The organism is Empedobacter sp. UBA6745, assembly GCF_002453775.1.
GTDB classification, from domain to species: domain Bacteria; phylum Bacteroidota; class Bacteroidia; order Flavobacteriales; family Weeksellaceae; genus Empedobacter; species Empedobacter falsenii_C.
In genome coordinates, this window is the sequence record NZ_DKHL01000038.1 from 108,665 (window position 1) to 125,398 (window position 16,734).

Consider the following 16,734-nt stretch of genomic DNA (forward strand, 5'->3'; position numbering starts at 1 on the left):
TATTAGCCCCAAAATTAACCCAAATGTCAAAAACGAACGATAAATTTGAGAAAAAAAGACTGCGATCTTCAAACATCACTGTTGTGATTAGTATTTCGCTTGTTTTATTTCTATTAGGTATTTTCGGCTTAATTGTCATTAATGCACAAAGTTACGCAGAACATCTAAAAAGAGAGTTAAAAATCGAGGCATATTTTAAAGATGTCGAAGATCCAAAATTAAAAGATAAGGAGCTTGATTTACAGAAATCTTATATCGATTCGTTGAAAGTGAAGTATTCTTTTGTTGAAGCTACACAGTATATCAGCAAAGAGGATGCAGCTAAAATTGCGAAAAAAGATTTGGGTACGGATGGTAGTGATTTCTTCGAAGAAAGTATTTTCCCTGCATCAGTTCAAATCACATTGAACCCTGCATTAATACAATCAGTTGAACAAATTGATTCTATTAATAAGGTATTGGCAAAAAATCCTATTGTAGACGAAGTAAAAAGTGACAAAGAAGCGATGGTAACGATTTACCACAGCATCAACAAAATTACTTTCTGGATTATGATTTTTGCTGTTATTTTCTTAGTAATCGTTGTTGTATTAATCAACAACTCTATTCGTCTGAAAATTTATGCAAAACGTTTCAGCATCAAAACAATGCAATTAGTTGGTGCACGTAGACGTTTTATTGTAAAACCTTTCTTGATAGAAGCTGCGATTTTAGGTTTCTTAGCAGCATTTATTGCAGCTGTAGGATTAGGTTTCTTATGGTACATTTTAGCAACAAAAGTTGGTTTAGTACTTTGGAATCCAAGTTTTACTCCACTTATCCTTATTTTAATTGGAATTGGAGTTGTTATTGCCGTATTCAGTACATTGTTTGCTGCATGGCGTTATTTAAGATTAAAAACTGATCAACTTTATTAATGAAATCAAATTCTATCGATACAACAAAAAAATCAGCATCTACAAATGATGCTGGTTTTACTTTTTTATTTGGAAAAAGAAATTACATTTTCATGGCAATTGGTGTTGCGCTAATTGGTCTTGGATTTTTATTGATGACAGGACATGATGCGAACACAAGACCAGACGGAACATGGGATGCAAATTATTGGAACGACGAAATCTATTCTTTTCGTAGAATTAGATTAGCTCCATTTTTAGTTGTCGTAGGTTTCATAGTCGAGATTTATGCCATTTTAATCAATCCGAATAAAGAAAAATAATGAATACTTTACAAGCAATTATTATTGCTATTATAGAAGGTCTTACCGAATATTTACCAATTTCTTCTACAGCACACATGGGATTCACAGCAGCTTTGATGGGAATGCCAGAAAGTGAATTCTTAAAAATGTTTCAAGTTTCTATACAATTTGGAGCAATTTTATCAATTGTCGTTTTATATTGGAAAAAATTCTTTGACTTCAAAAATTTCAATTTCAATTTTTACATCAAATTAGCTTGTGCGGTTATTCCTGCACTTGTTTTAGGAAAATTATTTGATGATAAAATCGAGGCGGTTTTAGGAAATCAAGTTGCTATTTCTGGAATGTTAGTTTTCGGAGGAATCATTTTATTATTTGTAGACAAATGGTTCAAAAATCCTAAAATTGATGATGAAAAAGATATTACATTAAAACAAGCCATTATTATCGGTTTTTGGCAATGTTTGGCGATGATGCCAGGAACTTCTCGTTCTGCCGCTTCTATTATTGGTGGTATGACGCAAGGTTTATCGCGTAAAGCAGCTGCAGAATTTTCTTTCTTTTTGGCTGTTCCGACAATGTTAGCGGTTACAGTTTATTCTATTTTTGTGAAAACTTGGGGAGAAGATACAGCAACACCAATGAAAGGTTACGAAATGATTTTGCAAGATCAAAACCATATTATATTGTTCGTAATTGGAAATGTTGTCGCATTTATTGTGGCATTAATCGCAGTAAAAACATTTATCGCAGTTTTAACAAAATACGGTTTCAAATTTTGGGGTTGGTACAGAATTATCATCGGTATTATTTTACTGATTTATTTCTCATACAATTCTCCAACACAAGCAGAAAAAGATAATGCCGCTTCAGTAGAAACTACAATGATTCAGCACAAATAAGATGAACGTAGAAAAAATACAAGAAGGTCACGTTTTTTTGATTGATAAACCACTTGATTGGACATCTTTTGATGTCGTAAATAAGATTCGTTGGAACATTAGAAAAGCATATAACTTAAAGAAAATAAAAGTTGGACATGCTGGGACTTTAGATCCAAAAGCTACTGGACTTTTATTGGTTTGTACAGGGAAATGGACAAAACGCATTGATGAATTTCAGGCGCAAGAAAAGACTTATACTGGTACAATTAAATTAGGTGTAACGACGCCTACATATGATTTGGAATCGGAAGAAGATCATACTTTTCCTACTGAACATATCACAGAAGAAATCATTCACGAAGCAACGAAGCAATTTATTGGAGAGATTGAACAATTTCCACCAATGCATTCAGCAGTAAAAGTAGATGGAAAACGTTTGTATGAATTAGCTCGCGAAGGTCAAGAAATAGAACGTAAAGCACGTAAAATAACGATTCACGATTTTAAAATTACAAAAATAGATTTACCTTTTGTCGATTTTGAAGTGAATTGTAGCAAAGGAACCTACATTCGTTCTTTGGCTTTTGATTTTGGAAAAGCAGTCAATTCTGGTGGATATTTAACAGCACTTCGTCGTACAAAAATTGGCGAATTTGATGTCATCAATGCTGAAAATTTCGCTTTAGAAAAAAGCTATTTTGAAGAAGAAAATACAACAGAAGAAGTATAAAATCAGAAAAGCTTGAACAAATGTTCAAGCTTTTTTTAGTTATAAAGTGATTAATACTTTATTTATTTCATCGCTCACTAATTTTGGCTTTTGCATCACCATAATATGTGTTCCGCCTTCTATTTGTATTGCATCTTTGATATATTCAATCGGAAAAACAATATCTTTTGTACCATGAATATGTGTGATATTTTCTTCGTGATAAGCTGTAGAATGTTCCCAGTTTACAATCTTATGAATCGACCAACTTAAATATTCTTTGTTTCGAAACTCAAAAATATCGTCAATATTATCTTTTTCTCGATCAGTATAATATAATTTTCGCATCATCATGTACGAAAATGTCCGATCCGAAGTTAAGAAACTCATCGGAATTATTTTGTGTGCATTAATAGAAGCCGAGAATCGAAATAACTTCGGAAGCTCTGCCCTATTCTTCACTGTCGAAATCAGAAATGTATGTTTTGGATTAATAAAACGATTCATTTCCTGCACAATTATTCCACCAAAAGATAATCCCATCAAAAGAAAATCTTCTGTGGGATTTATTTTATCTAATAATCTTTCGGTATAATGAGCCAAAGTTTCATCTTTCTCTGGATCTAACCAAGGAATATAAACTTGCTCAAAATCTTGTTCCAAGCGTAGATTTCGAAAAGCATTTGCGTTTGCGCCTAATCCACTTACTTGATAAATTTTCATACCTTAATTTATAATATATCTTTTTTCTTTGAGTAATCTGTTGGACGAACTCCAATTACTTTTTGGAATGTATTACTAAATGTTGGTAAACTATTGTAACCAACCATTGTCGAAATTTCACTGATTGAATACGTATTATCAATTAACAATTGTAAAGCGCGTAACATTCTTAAAATAGTGAAATATTGAACAAATGTCATATTCAAATCTTTTTGGAATAATCGTGATAATGATCGTTCAGAGAAACCGAATTCGGCTGTAATTTTCTTCATTGTAATCGAAGAATCCATATTATCATCTAAGAATTGAACGATTTTTTTCAGACGTTCGTCGTGTGGTAATGGAAGAGCTAATCGTAAACTACTTTTGCTTACTTTAGGTAATATTTCTTTAAAAGCTTGTGCAATTACATATTCGCTTCTGTTTTCTGGAACAATATCTCCTTTCCATTGGTTAGAAAATAATAAAAGCTCTAACAACAATCCATCAGCAGGATAGATTCCTACTTTTTTATAAAACGAATTATCACTTTCATTAATAGGGAAATATAAATTTCTCATAATCACCTCTGGTGTATTTGGGTGTATACTATGTTCCACATGAGGCGGTATCCACATATAGTGTCTTGCAGGTAAATAAAAAGTATCTTTTCCTATTTTTACATAAACTATTCCTCCCTCACAATAAAGAAATTGCGCTTTGTTATGTTTATGTTCTACCACGTATGCTTCCGAAATTTCCTTATGGTAACAGAAAATTGAGGTTGGTAATTTGTCAATTTCGGTTAGGTAATATCGTGTTTCGAACTTATTATCCAAATGTATATTCATAGTTTCTTTAATCTGCGAACTAATATAATAATTTATTTGATATGATGTATAATGTACACAAATAAAAATGTCCGAAATAGATAATTATTTGACTATTTTTAATATTAACTTTTTATTAATTAATCCAATATTTGTAATTCCCTTCGTTCAGAAGGGAACAATTATTGAATAGTATTAGAAAGAAAAAGTTGCATTATGTTGGAAAGAATAAAATTAACTAACTTACAGTCAAAAGTAATGACAGCAGAGGAGTCTGCCAAATTTTTTGAAGATGGAATGACTGTTGGTTCTAGTGGTTTTACAAGAGGAGGCGATACAAAAGTTGTATTAAAAGCTGTTGCGGAGCGTGCCAAATCTGAAAATTTAAAAATCACTTTAGTAACAGGAGCTTCATTAGGACATGGTACAGACGCAGCTTTAGTAGAAAGTGGAGCATTAAAAAAACGTTTACCATTCCAAGTAGACACTGTAATGCGTAAAAATATAAATGCAGGTAATGTTTTATTTATCGATCAGCATTTAGGAGAAACTGCTGAACATATTTTAGATGGACAATTTAAAATTAATTTAGGTGTTTTAGAAGTTGCTGAAATTTTAGAAGATGGTTCTTTAGTACCTACAACTTCTATCGGTAATAATGCTGAAATTGCTGCAAATGCAGACAAATTAATCATCGAGATTAACACGTCTATTCCTACAAATATCAAAGGTATTCACGATATTTATAGTGTAGAAGAATATGGAAAACGTACTCCAATTAACATCACTGCTTGTGATACAAAAATTGGAACAGAAACAATAAAAGTAGATCCTTCTAAAATTGTTGGAATTGTTTTTCACGACATTCAAGATGCTCCTGGAGACATTCAACCAGCTGATGAAGCGACTTCTGCAATCGCTCAAAACATTGTAAAATTCTTCGAAAATGAAGTCGAAGAAGGTCGTCTTACAAAATCATTAATGCCATTACAATGTGGTATTGGTAAAGTTGCAAACGCTGTTTTAGGTGGTTTAGAACATTCTGATTTTGAAGATTTAGTCATGTATTCAGAAGTTTTACAAGATTCTACATTTGACTTAATCGATTCTGGAAAAATGAAATTTGCTTCAGCATCTTCTATGACAGTTTCACAAGAATGTTACGATCGTGTAATTGGAAACATCGACAATTATAAAGATAAAATTGTTTTACGTCCACAATCTATTTCTAACTCTGCCGAAGTTATTCGTCGTTTAGGAATTATCGGAATCAATACATCTTTAGAGTGTGATATTTATGGTAACGTAAACTCAACTCACGTTTCTGGTACTCATATAATGAACGGTATTGGAGGTTCTGGAGATTTTGCTCGTAATGCATTTATCTCAATCTTCGTTACAGCTTCTATCGCAAAAGGTGGTAATATTTCGTCTATCGTTCCTATGGTTTCTCACACAGATCACACAGAACACGATGTAGATATTATTGTAACAGAGCAAGGTTTAGCTGATTTGAGAGGTTTAGCGCCACGCGAAAGAGCCATCGAAATCATCAATAACTGTGTTCACCCAGATTATAAAGCAGAATTATTATCTTACTTCGAAAGAGCTTGTGCAGAAAGAGGTGGTCAAACGCCACATATCTTAGAAGAAGCGTTCTCTTGGCACACAAGATTGAAACAAACAGGTTCTATGAAAAAAGAAGAATTATTAGTTTTAAATCATTAGAATAATAAATAATAAGACTATACTTTTTTTAAAGCATAATTCAGAATTTCTGGATTGTGCTTTTTTTGTGAAATAATGTAACTTTGTTAGAAGTCTAAGAAACATGAAAAAAATACTTTTAATAACACTACCATTGACAACTTTTTTCGCGTGTCAATCTAATCAAAACGAAAATCAGAATTTAGAACAAATTGATAAAAAATCGGCTCGTGAAGTTGTTTTAACAACCGAAACAAAAGGCGATTCTGTTTTACATATTACTAAACAAAAAATTTGGTCAAACGATTTGATGATTGCAGAAAAAGTAGATACGTTGATTACGCACAAACAATATACACCTACCGATTCTACTAAAATTCCTATTTACGTAACCATTCAATAATCTACCATGAATAAAAAAGAAAAAAGAGCAAGTAAAGTTGTAACTTTAGTGTTAATTTCTTCGGTTCTTAGTTCATGTATGAATCGTGAAGAAGCACCCGTTACGAACAATGCGCAAAAGGTATATATGCGTGCAGATTCTACTGCGCCTTACACAGATGTTACGTCAAATTATTCGTCGCATTCTGGTGGTTCACATCACGGCGGAATGGGAAGTTCGTTGCTTTGGTTTATGGCTTTTCGTAGCTTAACTGGTGGTGGAATGGGCTATGCAAGTCAAGGTTTGCATCAACAATCTAATGTCGGAACAAACGCGGCAAAAGCACAAGCGTACAAAAGTCAAACTGTTCGTGGTGGATTCGGAAAATCTGCTTCTTCTCGTTCAGTTTCATCTTAAACAAATTTTATGCAATTAAAAAGAATAAAAGCTGACGAAAACTGGCAAGAAAGGTTAGAAAATATCGGCTTTGGTTATCATACAGACGAAAATAAACAAACCTATTGGGTAGAAGATTATTATTATTCGATTTCAGAAAAAGAAGCGGATAAAATTTTTGAAGCGACAAACGAATTATGGGAAATGTGCTTGAATGCTGTCGAACATGTGATTCAAAATAATCGTTTGGACGAATTTAAAATTCCAAAATTTATTCAACCTTATTTGATTGATACATGGGAAAATGATGCGCCAAGTATTTATGGTCGTTTTGATTTTGCTTATGATAATGATCAATTAAAAATGTTAGAATTCAATGCTGATACACCAACTTCTTTGTTCGAATGTGGTGTTATACAATGGCTTTGGATGGAGAATTATTTTGGAGAAACGAAAGATCAATTCAATTCTGTTCATGATAAATTAATTGAAACGTGGAAAATGTTAAAACCTTATTTGAATGGTGAAACTTTACATTTTTCGTGCGTGAGAGAATCGTTAGAAGATTTGACGAATATCGAATATATCAGAGATTGTGCAATACAAGCCGGAATTAATACCAAATTAATTTACGTCGACGAAATCGGTTGGAATAATGTCAATTTTGTTGATTTAGAAGAAGAACCAATTACAGATATTTTCAAACTTTATCCGTGGGAATGGATGATGAACGAGTTGTTTGCGTACAACATCAAAAATGATGAAATCAACGCAAATTGGATAGAACCAGCTTGGAAAATGATTCTTTCAAACAAAGCTATTTTGCCTATTTTGTGGGAATTATATCCAAATCATCCGTTGTTGTTAGAAGCTTATGCAGATTCGCCGAATGAGATGAAAAATTATGTCAAAAAACCATTGTTATCGCGTGAAGGTGCAAATGTAGAAGTTGTAAAAAACGGCACTATTTCTGAACAAACTTCGGGCGAATATGGTGAAGAAGGTTTTATTTATCAAGCTTTAGCAAATTTACATCACGAAGATACGGGTTATACTATTATCGGAAGTTGGATTATTGGACAAGAATCGTGTGGAATTACTTTCCGCGAAAGTGACGAATTTATTACAACCGATAAAAGTCGTTTTGTTCCGCATATTATTGAGTAATGTTAACAACAATCAACGAAAATTGGAAATAGAAAGGCGTAAATGCTATCAAAATAATTGATCAAAATGATTTTGGAAATATTATTTTTCAAAACATTGATAATTCAATTTGGAGAATCTGCCCAGAAGAATTAGAATGTATAAAAATAGCAATCAATTTAGAAGATTTTAATAGTTTAAAATTAGATAATGATTTTATTATTGATTGGAATTTTGAACATTTAGTAAATAAATGCAAGGAAGAAATTGGTAATTTAGAACTAAATGAAAAATATTATTTAATAATTCCGGCTATTCTCGGAGGCAAATACGAAACTTCTAATATAAGTAAGATTAATTTCGAGGAATTAATAAGTATTTCAGCTGATTTAGCTTTTCAAGTAAATAATTTAGCAAATGGTCAAAGAATTATTTTCAAAACATTAAATAAATAAAAATTAAAAAGTCTAATTTCACTCCGAATTAGACTTTTTTAGTTGGAACAAAATCAAATAATTAGCTCAAAAATTGCAAATAGTTTAAAAATTCGTAGGTTTCATCGTATTTATTTCATAAATTATAAAAAGATTCTGTTAAAATGTTTTATCAATTAAAGGTTTAAGAAATAAAACGTTAGATAATTTTTCACGAATCAAAACCAACTAAATACAAACCAAAAAGTAGAAATATGGATTTTTTAGATGATTTGTTTAACTCTTCAACCCTTCCCACAGAGCGCATTTCGCGTATGCTCGAAGAAGATTTGTTTTGGCAAATTATAGAAAATTCTTTGCTCAATGCCAATAATTTGCAAGATCAAGAAAAGGCTTTGGAGCAAGAATTAGAAGATCTAACTGCCGAGGACATTATTGGGTTTCAACTTCGATTAGAGTTCTATTCGTATTCATTACATTCGCCTGAAATATGGTGTGCTGCTTGTATTATGAATGACGATACAGATCCTACGCATTTCTATTATTTCAAAAATTGGATTATTTCGCAAGGACAAGAATTGTTTGAAAAGGCAATTTTGAATCCTGATAATTTAGCCGATTATTTTAACGAAGGCTTTAACGAAGATGATTTATATGAATTTGAAGATTTTCATTTAATCGCTGATGATGTTTTCTACGAAAAATTTGAACACAAAATTATTGATTTTGTAGACAAAGAATGTTTTAAATTTTATACCGAAAAATCTCCAAAACCTGATTTTGATTGGGATGACGAAAATTTAACCAATTTACAAATCATTTGCCCAAGATTATTCAAAGTTTTTATAGAAGATTATTCTCCAGACGACGACGAAATGGAAGATGATTTTGATGATGAAGACGAGTTTTTGTAGTTTTTTTTCTAAATTTAACTTAATAAAGTTATCATTCTAAACTACTCAGTCATCTTTCACTCGTTTCAAGATCAGATCACAACAAAAATATTCCCTTGAGAGAAATGTAGTTGTGTTAAAAAACTAATCCTCTTTCAATAAAATCTCTACTTCTAAATATTCGTGGTAATTTTTGACAAAATCATGTTCAAAATCAATGTCTTCTAAGCGCATTTGCACGCCTTTTTTATCAACATCAATGTAATCTAAAATCGTTTGAACATTATAAAGTTCAAGATTATGAAACGTAGGATACAACGTAATTTGCTTTAAGGTAAGTGCCATAATAAAACAATTGATTCCATTAAAATTAACCCCGATATCAGCGAAATTTTTATAAAAAGCAATCAAATTTGTTTTGAGTTGAAGATTATAATTAAAACTTCTTAATTTGAAGTTTTTCAAGACCAATCGATTTGTGGTTTTCAAAACAATTTCTTCGGTAATCTGAAGATTTTTACTCAATAATTCTAAAACTTGTTTATCCTCAACCAATTGATATAAAATATTCAAATAACGCTTTGCTTCTTCAAACTCAAACAATTCCAAACTCACTAAAATCGATAAGAAAAGAAAACGTTGATTTGTAGGATACACAATTTCAATCTCTTTCAAATACTTTTGTGCTTCCTCAAATTTCAATTTATGAATATAATATTCGGCAATGTAGAAATTCGCTGCATACAAGTAATAATCTTCCTTTTTTGCTTCTAAAAGATACAAAATCGACTCTTCGTTGAAGTTTAAATTGCGCTGAACAACTCCTTTCAGAAAAAGTGCCTTTTTATCTTTTGGATATTCGTGAAGTAACTGATTTAATAAATCTTGTGCCTTAATTAATTGCTGAATTGGATTGTGAATAAACGAAAAACTTTTCCAAATTGGATATTGATTTTCATCCATTTCATCATCAAAAATCAAGAAAAAAATATCATTAAAAAGTCGATTGTAATCCACAGTATAAGTTTTAGTAGTGCTAAAATTAAGCTATTTTTAGTAGTTAACAAAGTTCGTTTTCTAAACACCCAGAATTTTAAATAATTCGTCTTTCTTTGAACCTGAAATAGTAATCAGTTTTCCATTTTCCAATTCTATTATATGACCAGAAAAAGATTGTATCATCAATACATTAACGATAAATGATCGTTGAACACGTAAAAATCTAGAAGAATCTAAATCCTTTTCGAATGATTTCATTGTCGACAAAGTAGTTAAAGTCTCTTTTTTTGTAACAATTTTCAAGTAATCACCTTGTGCTTCAATGTAAATGATATCATTAAAAATAATTTTCTCTAATTTTCCATTTACTTTAATGAATACAAAATCACGAACAGATGTTTTATAATCGTCAATATCTTTTTGTCGTTCCTTCACTCGATTAACAGCAGTTAAAAAACGTTCAAAACGAACAGGTTTCACCAAATAATCTATAGCACCGGAGTCAAAACCAGCTAATGCAAAATCACGATGAGCTGTCACAAAAATAATTGAAGGTGGATAACGAAGAGACTGCACCAATTCAATTCCATTTAGATGAGGCATATTGATATCGGTAATCAGTAAATCAATTGGATTATCTTGTAGAAACAACATAGCTTCTATCGGATCATCAAATGATTTTTTTACATCTAAAAAAGAGATTCTCGAAGAAAAACTCTCCATAATTTCTCTTCCAAGCGGTTCATCATCAAGAATGATACAAGCTAATTTTTTCATAATTAATTCAAATCGATCATTAATTTCACCTCAAATATAGTTTCTTTATCATGAATTGTTAGATGATGCATAGATGGATAAAGAAGTTGCAAACGTTTTTTAGCATTTTCAGTTCCAATACCTCCAGCTTTATGACTTATCTCTTCAATCATTTTATCATTCTGAAGATGAAAAAGAAATACGTTGTTTTTTAGTTCAATTTTTAAATGTAAAAAAGGATTCTTTTTGTTTTTTAATCCATATTTAAAAGCATTTTCGATAAAAGTAAATGTTAATAAAGGGGCTATCATAAAATTTGAACAATCATAATTTGGTAATTCTAAAGTGATATTCTCTTTATTTGGATAACGCATCTTTTCTAATTCAAAATAATTTTGCACAAAAGTTAACTCTTTCGATAATTGCACTTTATCAGTATCAGATTCATACAATGTATAGCTCATTATTTCGGAAAGATTTAGAATCATTTCGGGGGCAGTATCATCTTTTTTGATGGTTAATCCATATAAATTATTTAGCGTATTGAACAAAAAATGAGGATTCAATTGTGCTTTCAAAAAATCTCTTTCAATATTGATTTTTTCTATTTCTAAACTCGCTTTCTGTTTCTGAATTTTCAACACTTTATTATAAACTCTAAAAATTTCGAACAACAATTTAAAAAAGAAAAAAGGGGATAAATTTGCAAAAATAATCATTGCTTGAGAAAGCAGACGTTTGGGAGAAATAGCTTCTCTCAATGGTTGATGAGCACTCATAGAAATTACTCCTTTTAATTCTCCACTGCTAATATCTATTCCTAAAAGCACATATAATTTAGAAAAAAAATAAGTCACAAAAAGCCATAAAAATCCACAAAATATACAACTTAATAACAGGTATATAATCGAATTGAATCGATTTAAGTAAATAAATTTTGGAAAAATAAGGTAGAAAAAAATGTAAAACACACTCATATTAACAGACGTCATTCGAACCGTCATCATTAAAGCTTCAAAAAAAGTTAAATGATAGGCCAATTGATAGGTAATCATCAATAAAATGCCAAAAACACTCCACATCAAAAAATGCAAACTAAAACGCATCTTTTTAGTATAAAACTTTTCGAAATCGAAGTGTTCTATTTTGGTATAAAAATAACCTTTTGACGTTTCTTTTCGTGTCATAAAATTGCTCAAATTATAATTGTTTAGATGACCATTCTAACAATAGCGGATACAACGTTTCAATCTTTTTTCCTTTGTTTTTCTGATAAAGGTTTAATAAAAACTCATTGAACTCTTTAAACTTGATAAATCCTCTCTTATTTACCATCACATCATTTACATTTTGTATCGATTGTTCTAAAACTTCGCTATTATTTTCAAATGTATCATATGCATACAACACAAACAATCCCCACGTCAAATATTCATCAAAAATCTTAATAGGAGTTGGATAATGAGCTGTTCCTTTATTTGTCTCATCAACCCAAATATGACGTTTATCAAAAATTGAATTGATTTTATCACTATTTTTTTCACTTACTGGGCCAACATAATTATGGTCAATTTCAGTAAAAATAATGCGTGTATTCATAGCTTTTTGGAATAATGCTGACCAATCTTTGTCTGAACGAATAGTAGGTAAAAAAAGTAAAATCTCTTTAAAGCCATTATCTTGAAAAGTATGTGTTGCATTTATACTTCCAATTAATGGAGAAGTTAAAACACGATAACTATTAATAGATGTATCAAATTTCTGTTCTAACCAATTTTTCTGATTTTCAATGGCTGCAAAATTCTTATATGCTGTTTTCAAAGAATCATAATAAGCTTGATGAGTTTTATAAAAAGATCTAAATTTTGTTTTCTTCGAAAAATCTTCTAATTGATCAATATAACCTAAAACTGGATTTTCTTTCACTTCAAATTTACCAATTCCCTTAGCGGGGAAAATATACACATTTGTCGCAACTATTTTTTCTCCCTCAAACTTGAATCCATATGCATTTGCTGGTAATAAAATAAAATTAACAAGATTTGTTTTCAGTTCTTTGTCAAAAGCTTGTACAATTTCATGAGAAGAAAATGATTTAAAATCTGTCAAAATTTCTTGATAATAAGGAGTTGTTTGATTAATTATATTGGGATTATTAGCCGTTTCAGTTAAAGCAAGTATCAAATATACCAACTCTTGCATTTCATTAATTTCAATTGTCGTTTGTCCATTATTTGCTTGAATATAACTTTGATCAAAGTTCACTTCTTTGTCTTGAGATAAAGCAATCTGAAAACAACATAAAAACATAAAAATTACACTTACTTTTTTCATATTCTATATATTTTAACCAAATCTAAGTTGTTAAGAACGTAAATGAAATTATTATCGATAAAGTCTATTTCTTATCGGATAGAAACTTATTTTTTTCCGATAAACAAAAAAAATCACCAATTACTTGATGATTTTTTATGCTTAAAACTGTTGTCGTTTTATTTTACCACTTTCCGTTCGAGGAAATTTAGGTATGAAAACAATCTCTTTCGGAACTTGATATTTGGTTAAATCTGTCGAAGAAAAATCCAAGCTCCTCTCCTCTCCTTCTACCACTAAAATTAATTTCTGACCTAATAATTCATCCGCTTTAGATGTAATATAAAAATCAGAATGGATAAACGGTTTCAGCTTATTTTCTATTTGTTCGGGAAATAATTTTATTCCACCTGAATTAATCACATTATCTGCACGTCCAATCCAGTTAAATTTACGCGAATCAACGATTTCAACGATATCATTCGTTACAACTTGCAATCCATCATAAGGCGTATCAATCACCAAACAACCTCGCTCATCTTGTGAAATCGTTACTTCATCAAAAGCTTCAAAAACTTGTTCAGCATTAGGATTTTTTTGATTCGAAACTTGTTTAAACGCAATATGCGTAATCGTCTCCGTCATTGCATACGTTTCGTAGACTTCATTCTCAAAAGCAAACAATTCTTGTTTCACTTTCTCCGAAAGAGGAGCTCCACCAATGATTAACTTTTGACATTTCGAAACAAAATCTAACGAATTTTCGACTTGCATAGGCGTTAACGCAACAAAATCAATAGAAGTAAAACCTTGCGAAATTCCGCGATTAATTTCATCCAGAGAAATATGCGAAGTTGGTTGCATACAAATCAATTTCAAACCAATTTCTACTGCACGAACCAACATCAATTTTCCGGCAATATAAGTAACAGGCATCACCAATAAAGCCGAATTTCCTTTCTCTAAATGCAAATATTTTCCCGTCATATTCGCACTTTTACGCATATTTTCTTTAGTCAAAATAATCTCTTTCGGAGTTCCTGTTGAGCCAGAAGTATGCGCAATCATCACCTCAGAATCAGAAAACCATTCAACCAAAAAATCTTTAACCGACTGCTCAAATTCATTGGTAACTTGAATAGCGTTGACATCAAAATTAGGTCGAGAAAAATCTAAATACAACATGCTATTTATGATAACTTACACCTGCATTAATTTCGATATCCAACACATTATTTGCTGGCGGAATCGGACAATTGTAATGCTTACTATATGCACAATAAGGATTGTACACTTGGTTAAAATCCAACGTAATTTCATTGGCTTTTGCACCTAAATCTTTTGTAGTCAAATCCAAATAACGTCCACCTCCATAAGACGTCACGCCGTTTGTTTCGTCCATAAAAGGTAAAAACAAGCTGTCTGCATATTTCTCCATAATTGGTGAAGATTGATAAACCGTAAGCGTTTGCTCAACATTATCCAACATAAACGTCACCGTTCCGTATTCTTTGTAATTTTTGATTTTCTTCGCAGAAGTAGGAAACGGAATCACCTTTCCATCTTTGATTGGCGTAAATTTCGCTTTCACAATATATTTTTCACTGATCGGAAAAAATGTAATCCCTTTGAAATTCGTTTTTTCTTCGTCTACCAATGGCGTCGTTTTAGGATCAGTATAAAAAGTAGCCAATTCGGTTTGATATTTTTGAATTGCAGCTAAATCAATTGTTTTTTTTGTCGTGTGACAACTCATTAAAACGATTGTTGCAAAAAATGCGATAATTACTTTATTCATGCTAACTTGTTTCGAAATAAATATTCTCCTCTTAATTCTAATCGACTTGGGAAATTGTTTGTAAACAAACCGCCTGTTCCCAATCCTTGTGGCATTTCTGGGTATAAAATAGCTGTCCATTGTGCAATAGCGTTTAAGCCTATATTACTTTCCAAAGCTGATGTTATCCAAAACGGGATTTCGTATGTATCTGCTGCATTAATCCATTCCAACGAACCTCTAATTCCGCCAACCAAACTTGGTTTTAAAATAATATATTGCGGTTTGATTTGTTCTAATAATTTGAATTTATCTTCTTGATGAACAATTCCGATTAATTCTTCGTCCAAAGCGATTGGTGTTGGTGTAGCAGCGCATAACTCTGCCATCAACTCTACTTGTCCTGCTTTGATAGGTTGTTCAATCGAATGTATTTTTAAATCAGCCAATTGTTGCAACACCCCTTTTGCTTCCTCAAACGTAAAACCTCCGTTCGCGTCTACTCTTAATTCTAATTGATCTGCAGAAAAATCTTGTCTTAATTGTTGAATAATCTTATGCTCATTTTCCCAATCAACACCAATTTTCAGCTTGATACAGTTGAAACCAATCGCTAATTTTTCTTTGATTTGTTCGCGCATAAAATCAATCGAACCCATCCAAATTAAACCATTAGTTTGAATACCTTGATCACCTGTCGAAAAAGCTGATTCATACATATCAGGATTCAATTTATCTGTATAATTTTCATTGTAACGATTCGCAAACATACTCTGAAAAGCCTGCTCTATACCAAACTGAATCGAAGGCCATTCACGCAATTCACGCCACAATTCATCAACTCCTAAGTCAATATTGTCACAAACCCATTGCAATTTTTCTTCATAATCAGGACGATCATCAAAACTCAATCCTTTAAACAATCCACATTCACCAACATATTCTTTCCCATCTTCTTCTAATGTAAAAAGATAGGTCAATTTCTCTGTCAAAACGCCGCGCGAAGTACCGCTTGGATTTTTGAATTTCAAAATATAAGGTTTAAAACTTGCTTTCATACTTCAAATTTAGTCAAATATGATGAGCTCCGAAAGTAGTTTTAGGAGAAATAATCTGTAAAATTTTCCTACCAATTAAGCATTTTCCAATGCAGCGATATCAAACTTTTTCATTTTCATAAAAGCTTGCATCACGCTTTGAGCTTTATCTGGATTACTCAAAAGTTTTGGTAAAACAGTTGGTACAACTTGCCAAGAAAGACCAAATTTATCTTTTAACCAACCACAATTCCCTTCTTCTCCTCCATCCAAAGTAAGATTATTCCAATAAAAATCAATTTCTTCTTGCGTTTCACAATCGATAACAAATGAAGTCGCTTCATTAAACTTAAAATTTGGACCTCCATTCAATCCCATAAACTTTTTTCCGTTCAACTCAAAAATAACCACCATCTGATTATCGGTTATAATTTTTGAGTTAGGAAAAATCGAACAATAAAAATTTGCGGCTTCTTGCGCTTGTCCATCAAACCATAGACATGGATAAATTTCATTTTTCATATTGTGTAGTTTTTAAATTGGTGTTAAATACTATTTTGTTCAGTAA

20 protein-coding genes are annotated in these 16,734 nt (G+C 31.3%); 10 read left to right on the forward strand and 10 right to left on the reverse strand.

Going from position 1 to position 16,734, the window contains the following annotated elements; genetic code table 11:
• Nucleotides 1–23: 23 nt before the first annotated feature.
• The 4 genes from B4H69_RS11345 to truB are packed head-to-tail and all read left to right on the forward strand — an operon-like array spanning nucleotide 24 to nucleotide 2,815.
• Nucleotides 24–917, forward strand: coding sequence for a cell division protein FtsX (locus B4H69_RS11345; RefSeq protein WP_291094020.1), 894 nt, complete (start codon nucleotides 24–26; stop codon nucleotides 915–917).
• Nucleotides 917–1,219, forward strand: a complete 303-nt coding sequence (locus B4H69_RS11350) for a DUF3098 domain-containing protein (RefSeq protein WP_052217597.1) — start codon at nucleotides 917–919, stop codon at nucleotides 1,217–1,219. Before B4H69_RS11345 ends, B4H69_RS11350 begins: the two co-directional genes overlap by 1 nt.
• Nucleotides 1,219–2,103: an undecaprenyl-diphosphate phosphatase gene (locus tag B4H69_RS11355; protein WP_038332434.1), complete on the forward strand. Its 885-nt coding sequence runs from the start codon at nucleotides 1,219–1,221 to the stop codon at nucleotides 2,101–2,103. Before B4H69_RS11350 ends, B4H69_RS11355 begins: the two co-directional genes overlap by 1 nt.
• Nucleotide 2,104: 1 nt before the next feature.
• Nucleotides 2,105–2,815 carry a tRNA pseudouridine(55) synthase TruB gene (gene truB, locus B4H69_RS11360; RefSeq protein WP_180906176.1) on the forward strand — a complete coding sequence of 237 codons (711 nt, stop codon included), beginning with the start codon at nucleotides 2,105–2,107 and terminating at the stop codon, nucleotides 2,813–2,815.
• A 39-nt stretch (nucleotides 2,816–2,854) separates the two neighbouring features.
• Here truB and B4H69_RS11365 read toward each other — a convergent pair whose 3' ends face one another.
• Nucleotides 2,855–3,517 carry an alpha/beta fold hydrolase gene (locus B4H69_RS11365; protein ID WP_114999497.1) on the reverse strand — a complete coding sequence of 221 codons (663 nt, stop codon included), beginning with the start codon at nucleotides 3,515–3,517 and terminating at the stop codon, nucleotides 2,855–2,857.
• An 8-nt stretch (nucleotides 3,518–3,525) separates the two neighbouring features.
• Nucleotides 3,526–4,347 carry an AraC family transcriptional regulator gene (locus B4H69_RS11370; RefSeq protein ID WP_180906175.1) on the reverse strand — a complete coding sequence of 274 codons (822 nt, stop codon included), beginning with the start codon at nucleotides 4,345–4,347 and terminating at the stop codon, nucleotides 3,526–3,528.
• Nucleotides 4,348–4,542: 195 nt separating this feature from the next.
• Between B4H69_RS11370 and B4H69_RS11375 the strand changes: the two genes are divergently transcribed.
• From B4H69_RS11375 to B4H69_RS11395, 6 genes are all read left to right on the forward strand, one after another.
• On the forward strand, nucleotides 4,543–6,054 hold the full coding sequence (locus B4H69_RS11375) for a succinate CoA transferase (protein ID WP_180906174.1): 1,512 nt from the start codon (nucleotides 4,543–4,545) through the stop codon (nucleotides 6,052–6,054).
• 103 nt (nucleotides 6,055–6,157) lie between these two features.
• Entirely contained in the window at nucleotides 6,158–6,436 is a 279-nt protein-coding gene (locus B4H69_RS11380) for a hypothetical protein (protein WP_038337307.1), read from the forward strand.
• A gap of 6 nt (nucleotides 6,437–6,442) precedes the next feature.
• Complete coding sequence (locus B4H69_RS11385) at nucleotides 6,443–6,832, forward strand: hypothetical protein (protein ID WP_180906173.1); 390 nt, start codon at nucleotides 6,443–6,445, stop codon at nucleotides 6,830–6,832.
• Between the two features lie 9 nt (nucleotides 6,833–6,841).
• Nucleotides 6,842–7,978, forward strand: coding sequence for a glutathionylspermidine synthase family protein (locus B4H69_RS11390; protein WP_180906172.1), 1,137 nt, complete (start codon nucleotides 6,842–6,844; stop codon nucleotides 7,976–7,978).
• Between the two features lie 152 nt (nucleotides 7,979–8,130).
• Nucleotides 8,131–8,412, forward strand: a complete 282-nt coding sequence (locus B4H69_RS16485; protein WP_414647222.1) for a T6SS immunity protein Tdi1 domain-containing protein — start codon at nucleotides 8,131–8,133, stop codon at nucleotides 8,410–8,412.
• Nucleotides 8,413–8,645: 233 nt separating this feature from the next.
• Nucleotides 8,646–9,305 carry a DUF4240 domain-containing protein gene (locus B4H69_RS11395; RefSeq protein ID WP_180906170.1) on the forward strand — a complete coding sequence of 220 codons (660 nt, stop codon included), beginning with the start codon at nucleotides 8,646–8,648 and terminating at the stop codon, nucleotides 9,303–9,305.
• A 123-nt stretch (nucleotides 9,306–9,428) separates the two neighbouring features.
• On the opposite strand, the gene B4H69_RS11400 is transcribed toward B4H69_RS11395, so the two are convergent.
• The 8 genes from B4H69_RS11400 to B4H69_RS11435 form a co-directional block, all read right to left on the reverse strand.
• A complete protein-coding gene (locus B4H69_RS11400) occupies nucleotides 9,429–10,301 on the reverse strand; it encodes a tetratricopeptide repeat protein (protein ID WP_280046031.1) in 873 nt (290 codons plus the stop codon).
• A 60-nt stretch (nucleotides 10,302–10,361) separates the two neighbouring features.
• Complete coding sequence (locus tag B4H69_RS11405; protein WP_280046032.1) at nucleotides 10,362–11,060, reverse strand: LytR/AlgR family response regulator transcription factor; 699 nt, start codon at nucleotides 11,058–11,060, stop codon at nucleotides 10,362–10,364.
• A gap of 2 nt (nucleotides 11,061–11,062) precedes the next feature.
• The gene (locus tag B4H69_RS11410) at nucleotides 11,063–12,226 is read right to left on the reverse strand and encodes a sensor histidine kinase (RefSeq protein ID WP_280046033.1); all 1,164 of its coding nucleotides are present in this window, start codon (nucleotides 12,224–12,226) and stop codon (nucleotides 11,063–11,065) included.
• 13 nt (nucleotides 12,227–12,239) lie between these two features.
• Nucleotides 12,240–13,373 carry a DUF4932 domain-containing protein gene (locus B4H69_RS11415; protein WP_280046034.1) on the reverse strand — a complete coding sequence of 378 codons (1,134 nt, stop codon included), beginning with the start codon at nucleotides 13,371–13,373 and terminating at the stop codon, nucleotides 12,240–12,242.
• Between the two features lie 141 nt (nucleotides 13,374–13,514).
• Nucleotides 13,515–14,537 (reverse strand): AMP-binding protein, encoded by a 1,023-nt coding sequence (locus B4H69_RS11420; RefSeq protein WP_280046036.1) that lies wholly within the window; start codon nucleotides 14,535–14,537, stop codon nucleotides 13,515–13,517.
• 1 nt (nucleotide 14,538) lies between these two features.
• Complete coding sequence (locus B4H69_RS11425) at nucleotides 14,539–15,150, reverse strand: DUF1684 domain-containing protein (protein ID WP_280046037.1); 612 nt, start codon at nucleotides 15,148–15,150, stop codon at nucleotides 14,539–14,541.
• Entirely contained in the window at nucleotides 15,147–16,187 is a 1,041-nt protein-coding gene (locus B4H69_RS11430) for an o-succinylbenzoate synthase (RefSeq protein ID WP_180906167.1), read from the reverse strand. Before B4H69_RS11430 ends, B4H69_RS11425 begins: the two co-directional genes overlap by 4 nt.
• A 75-nt stretch (nucleotides 16,188–16,262) precedes the next feature.
• Entirely contained in the window at nucleotides 16,263–16,688 is a 426-nt protein-coding gene (locus B4H69_RS11435) for a VOC family protein (RefSeq protein ID WP_180906166.1), read from the reverse strand.
• Nucleotides 16,689–16,734: the final 46 nt, after the last annotated feature.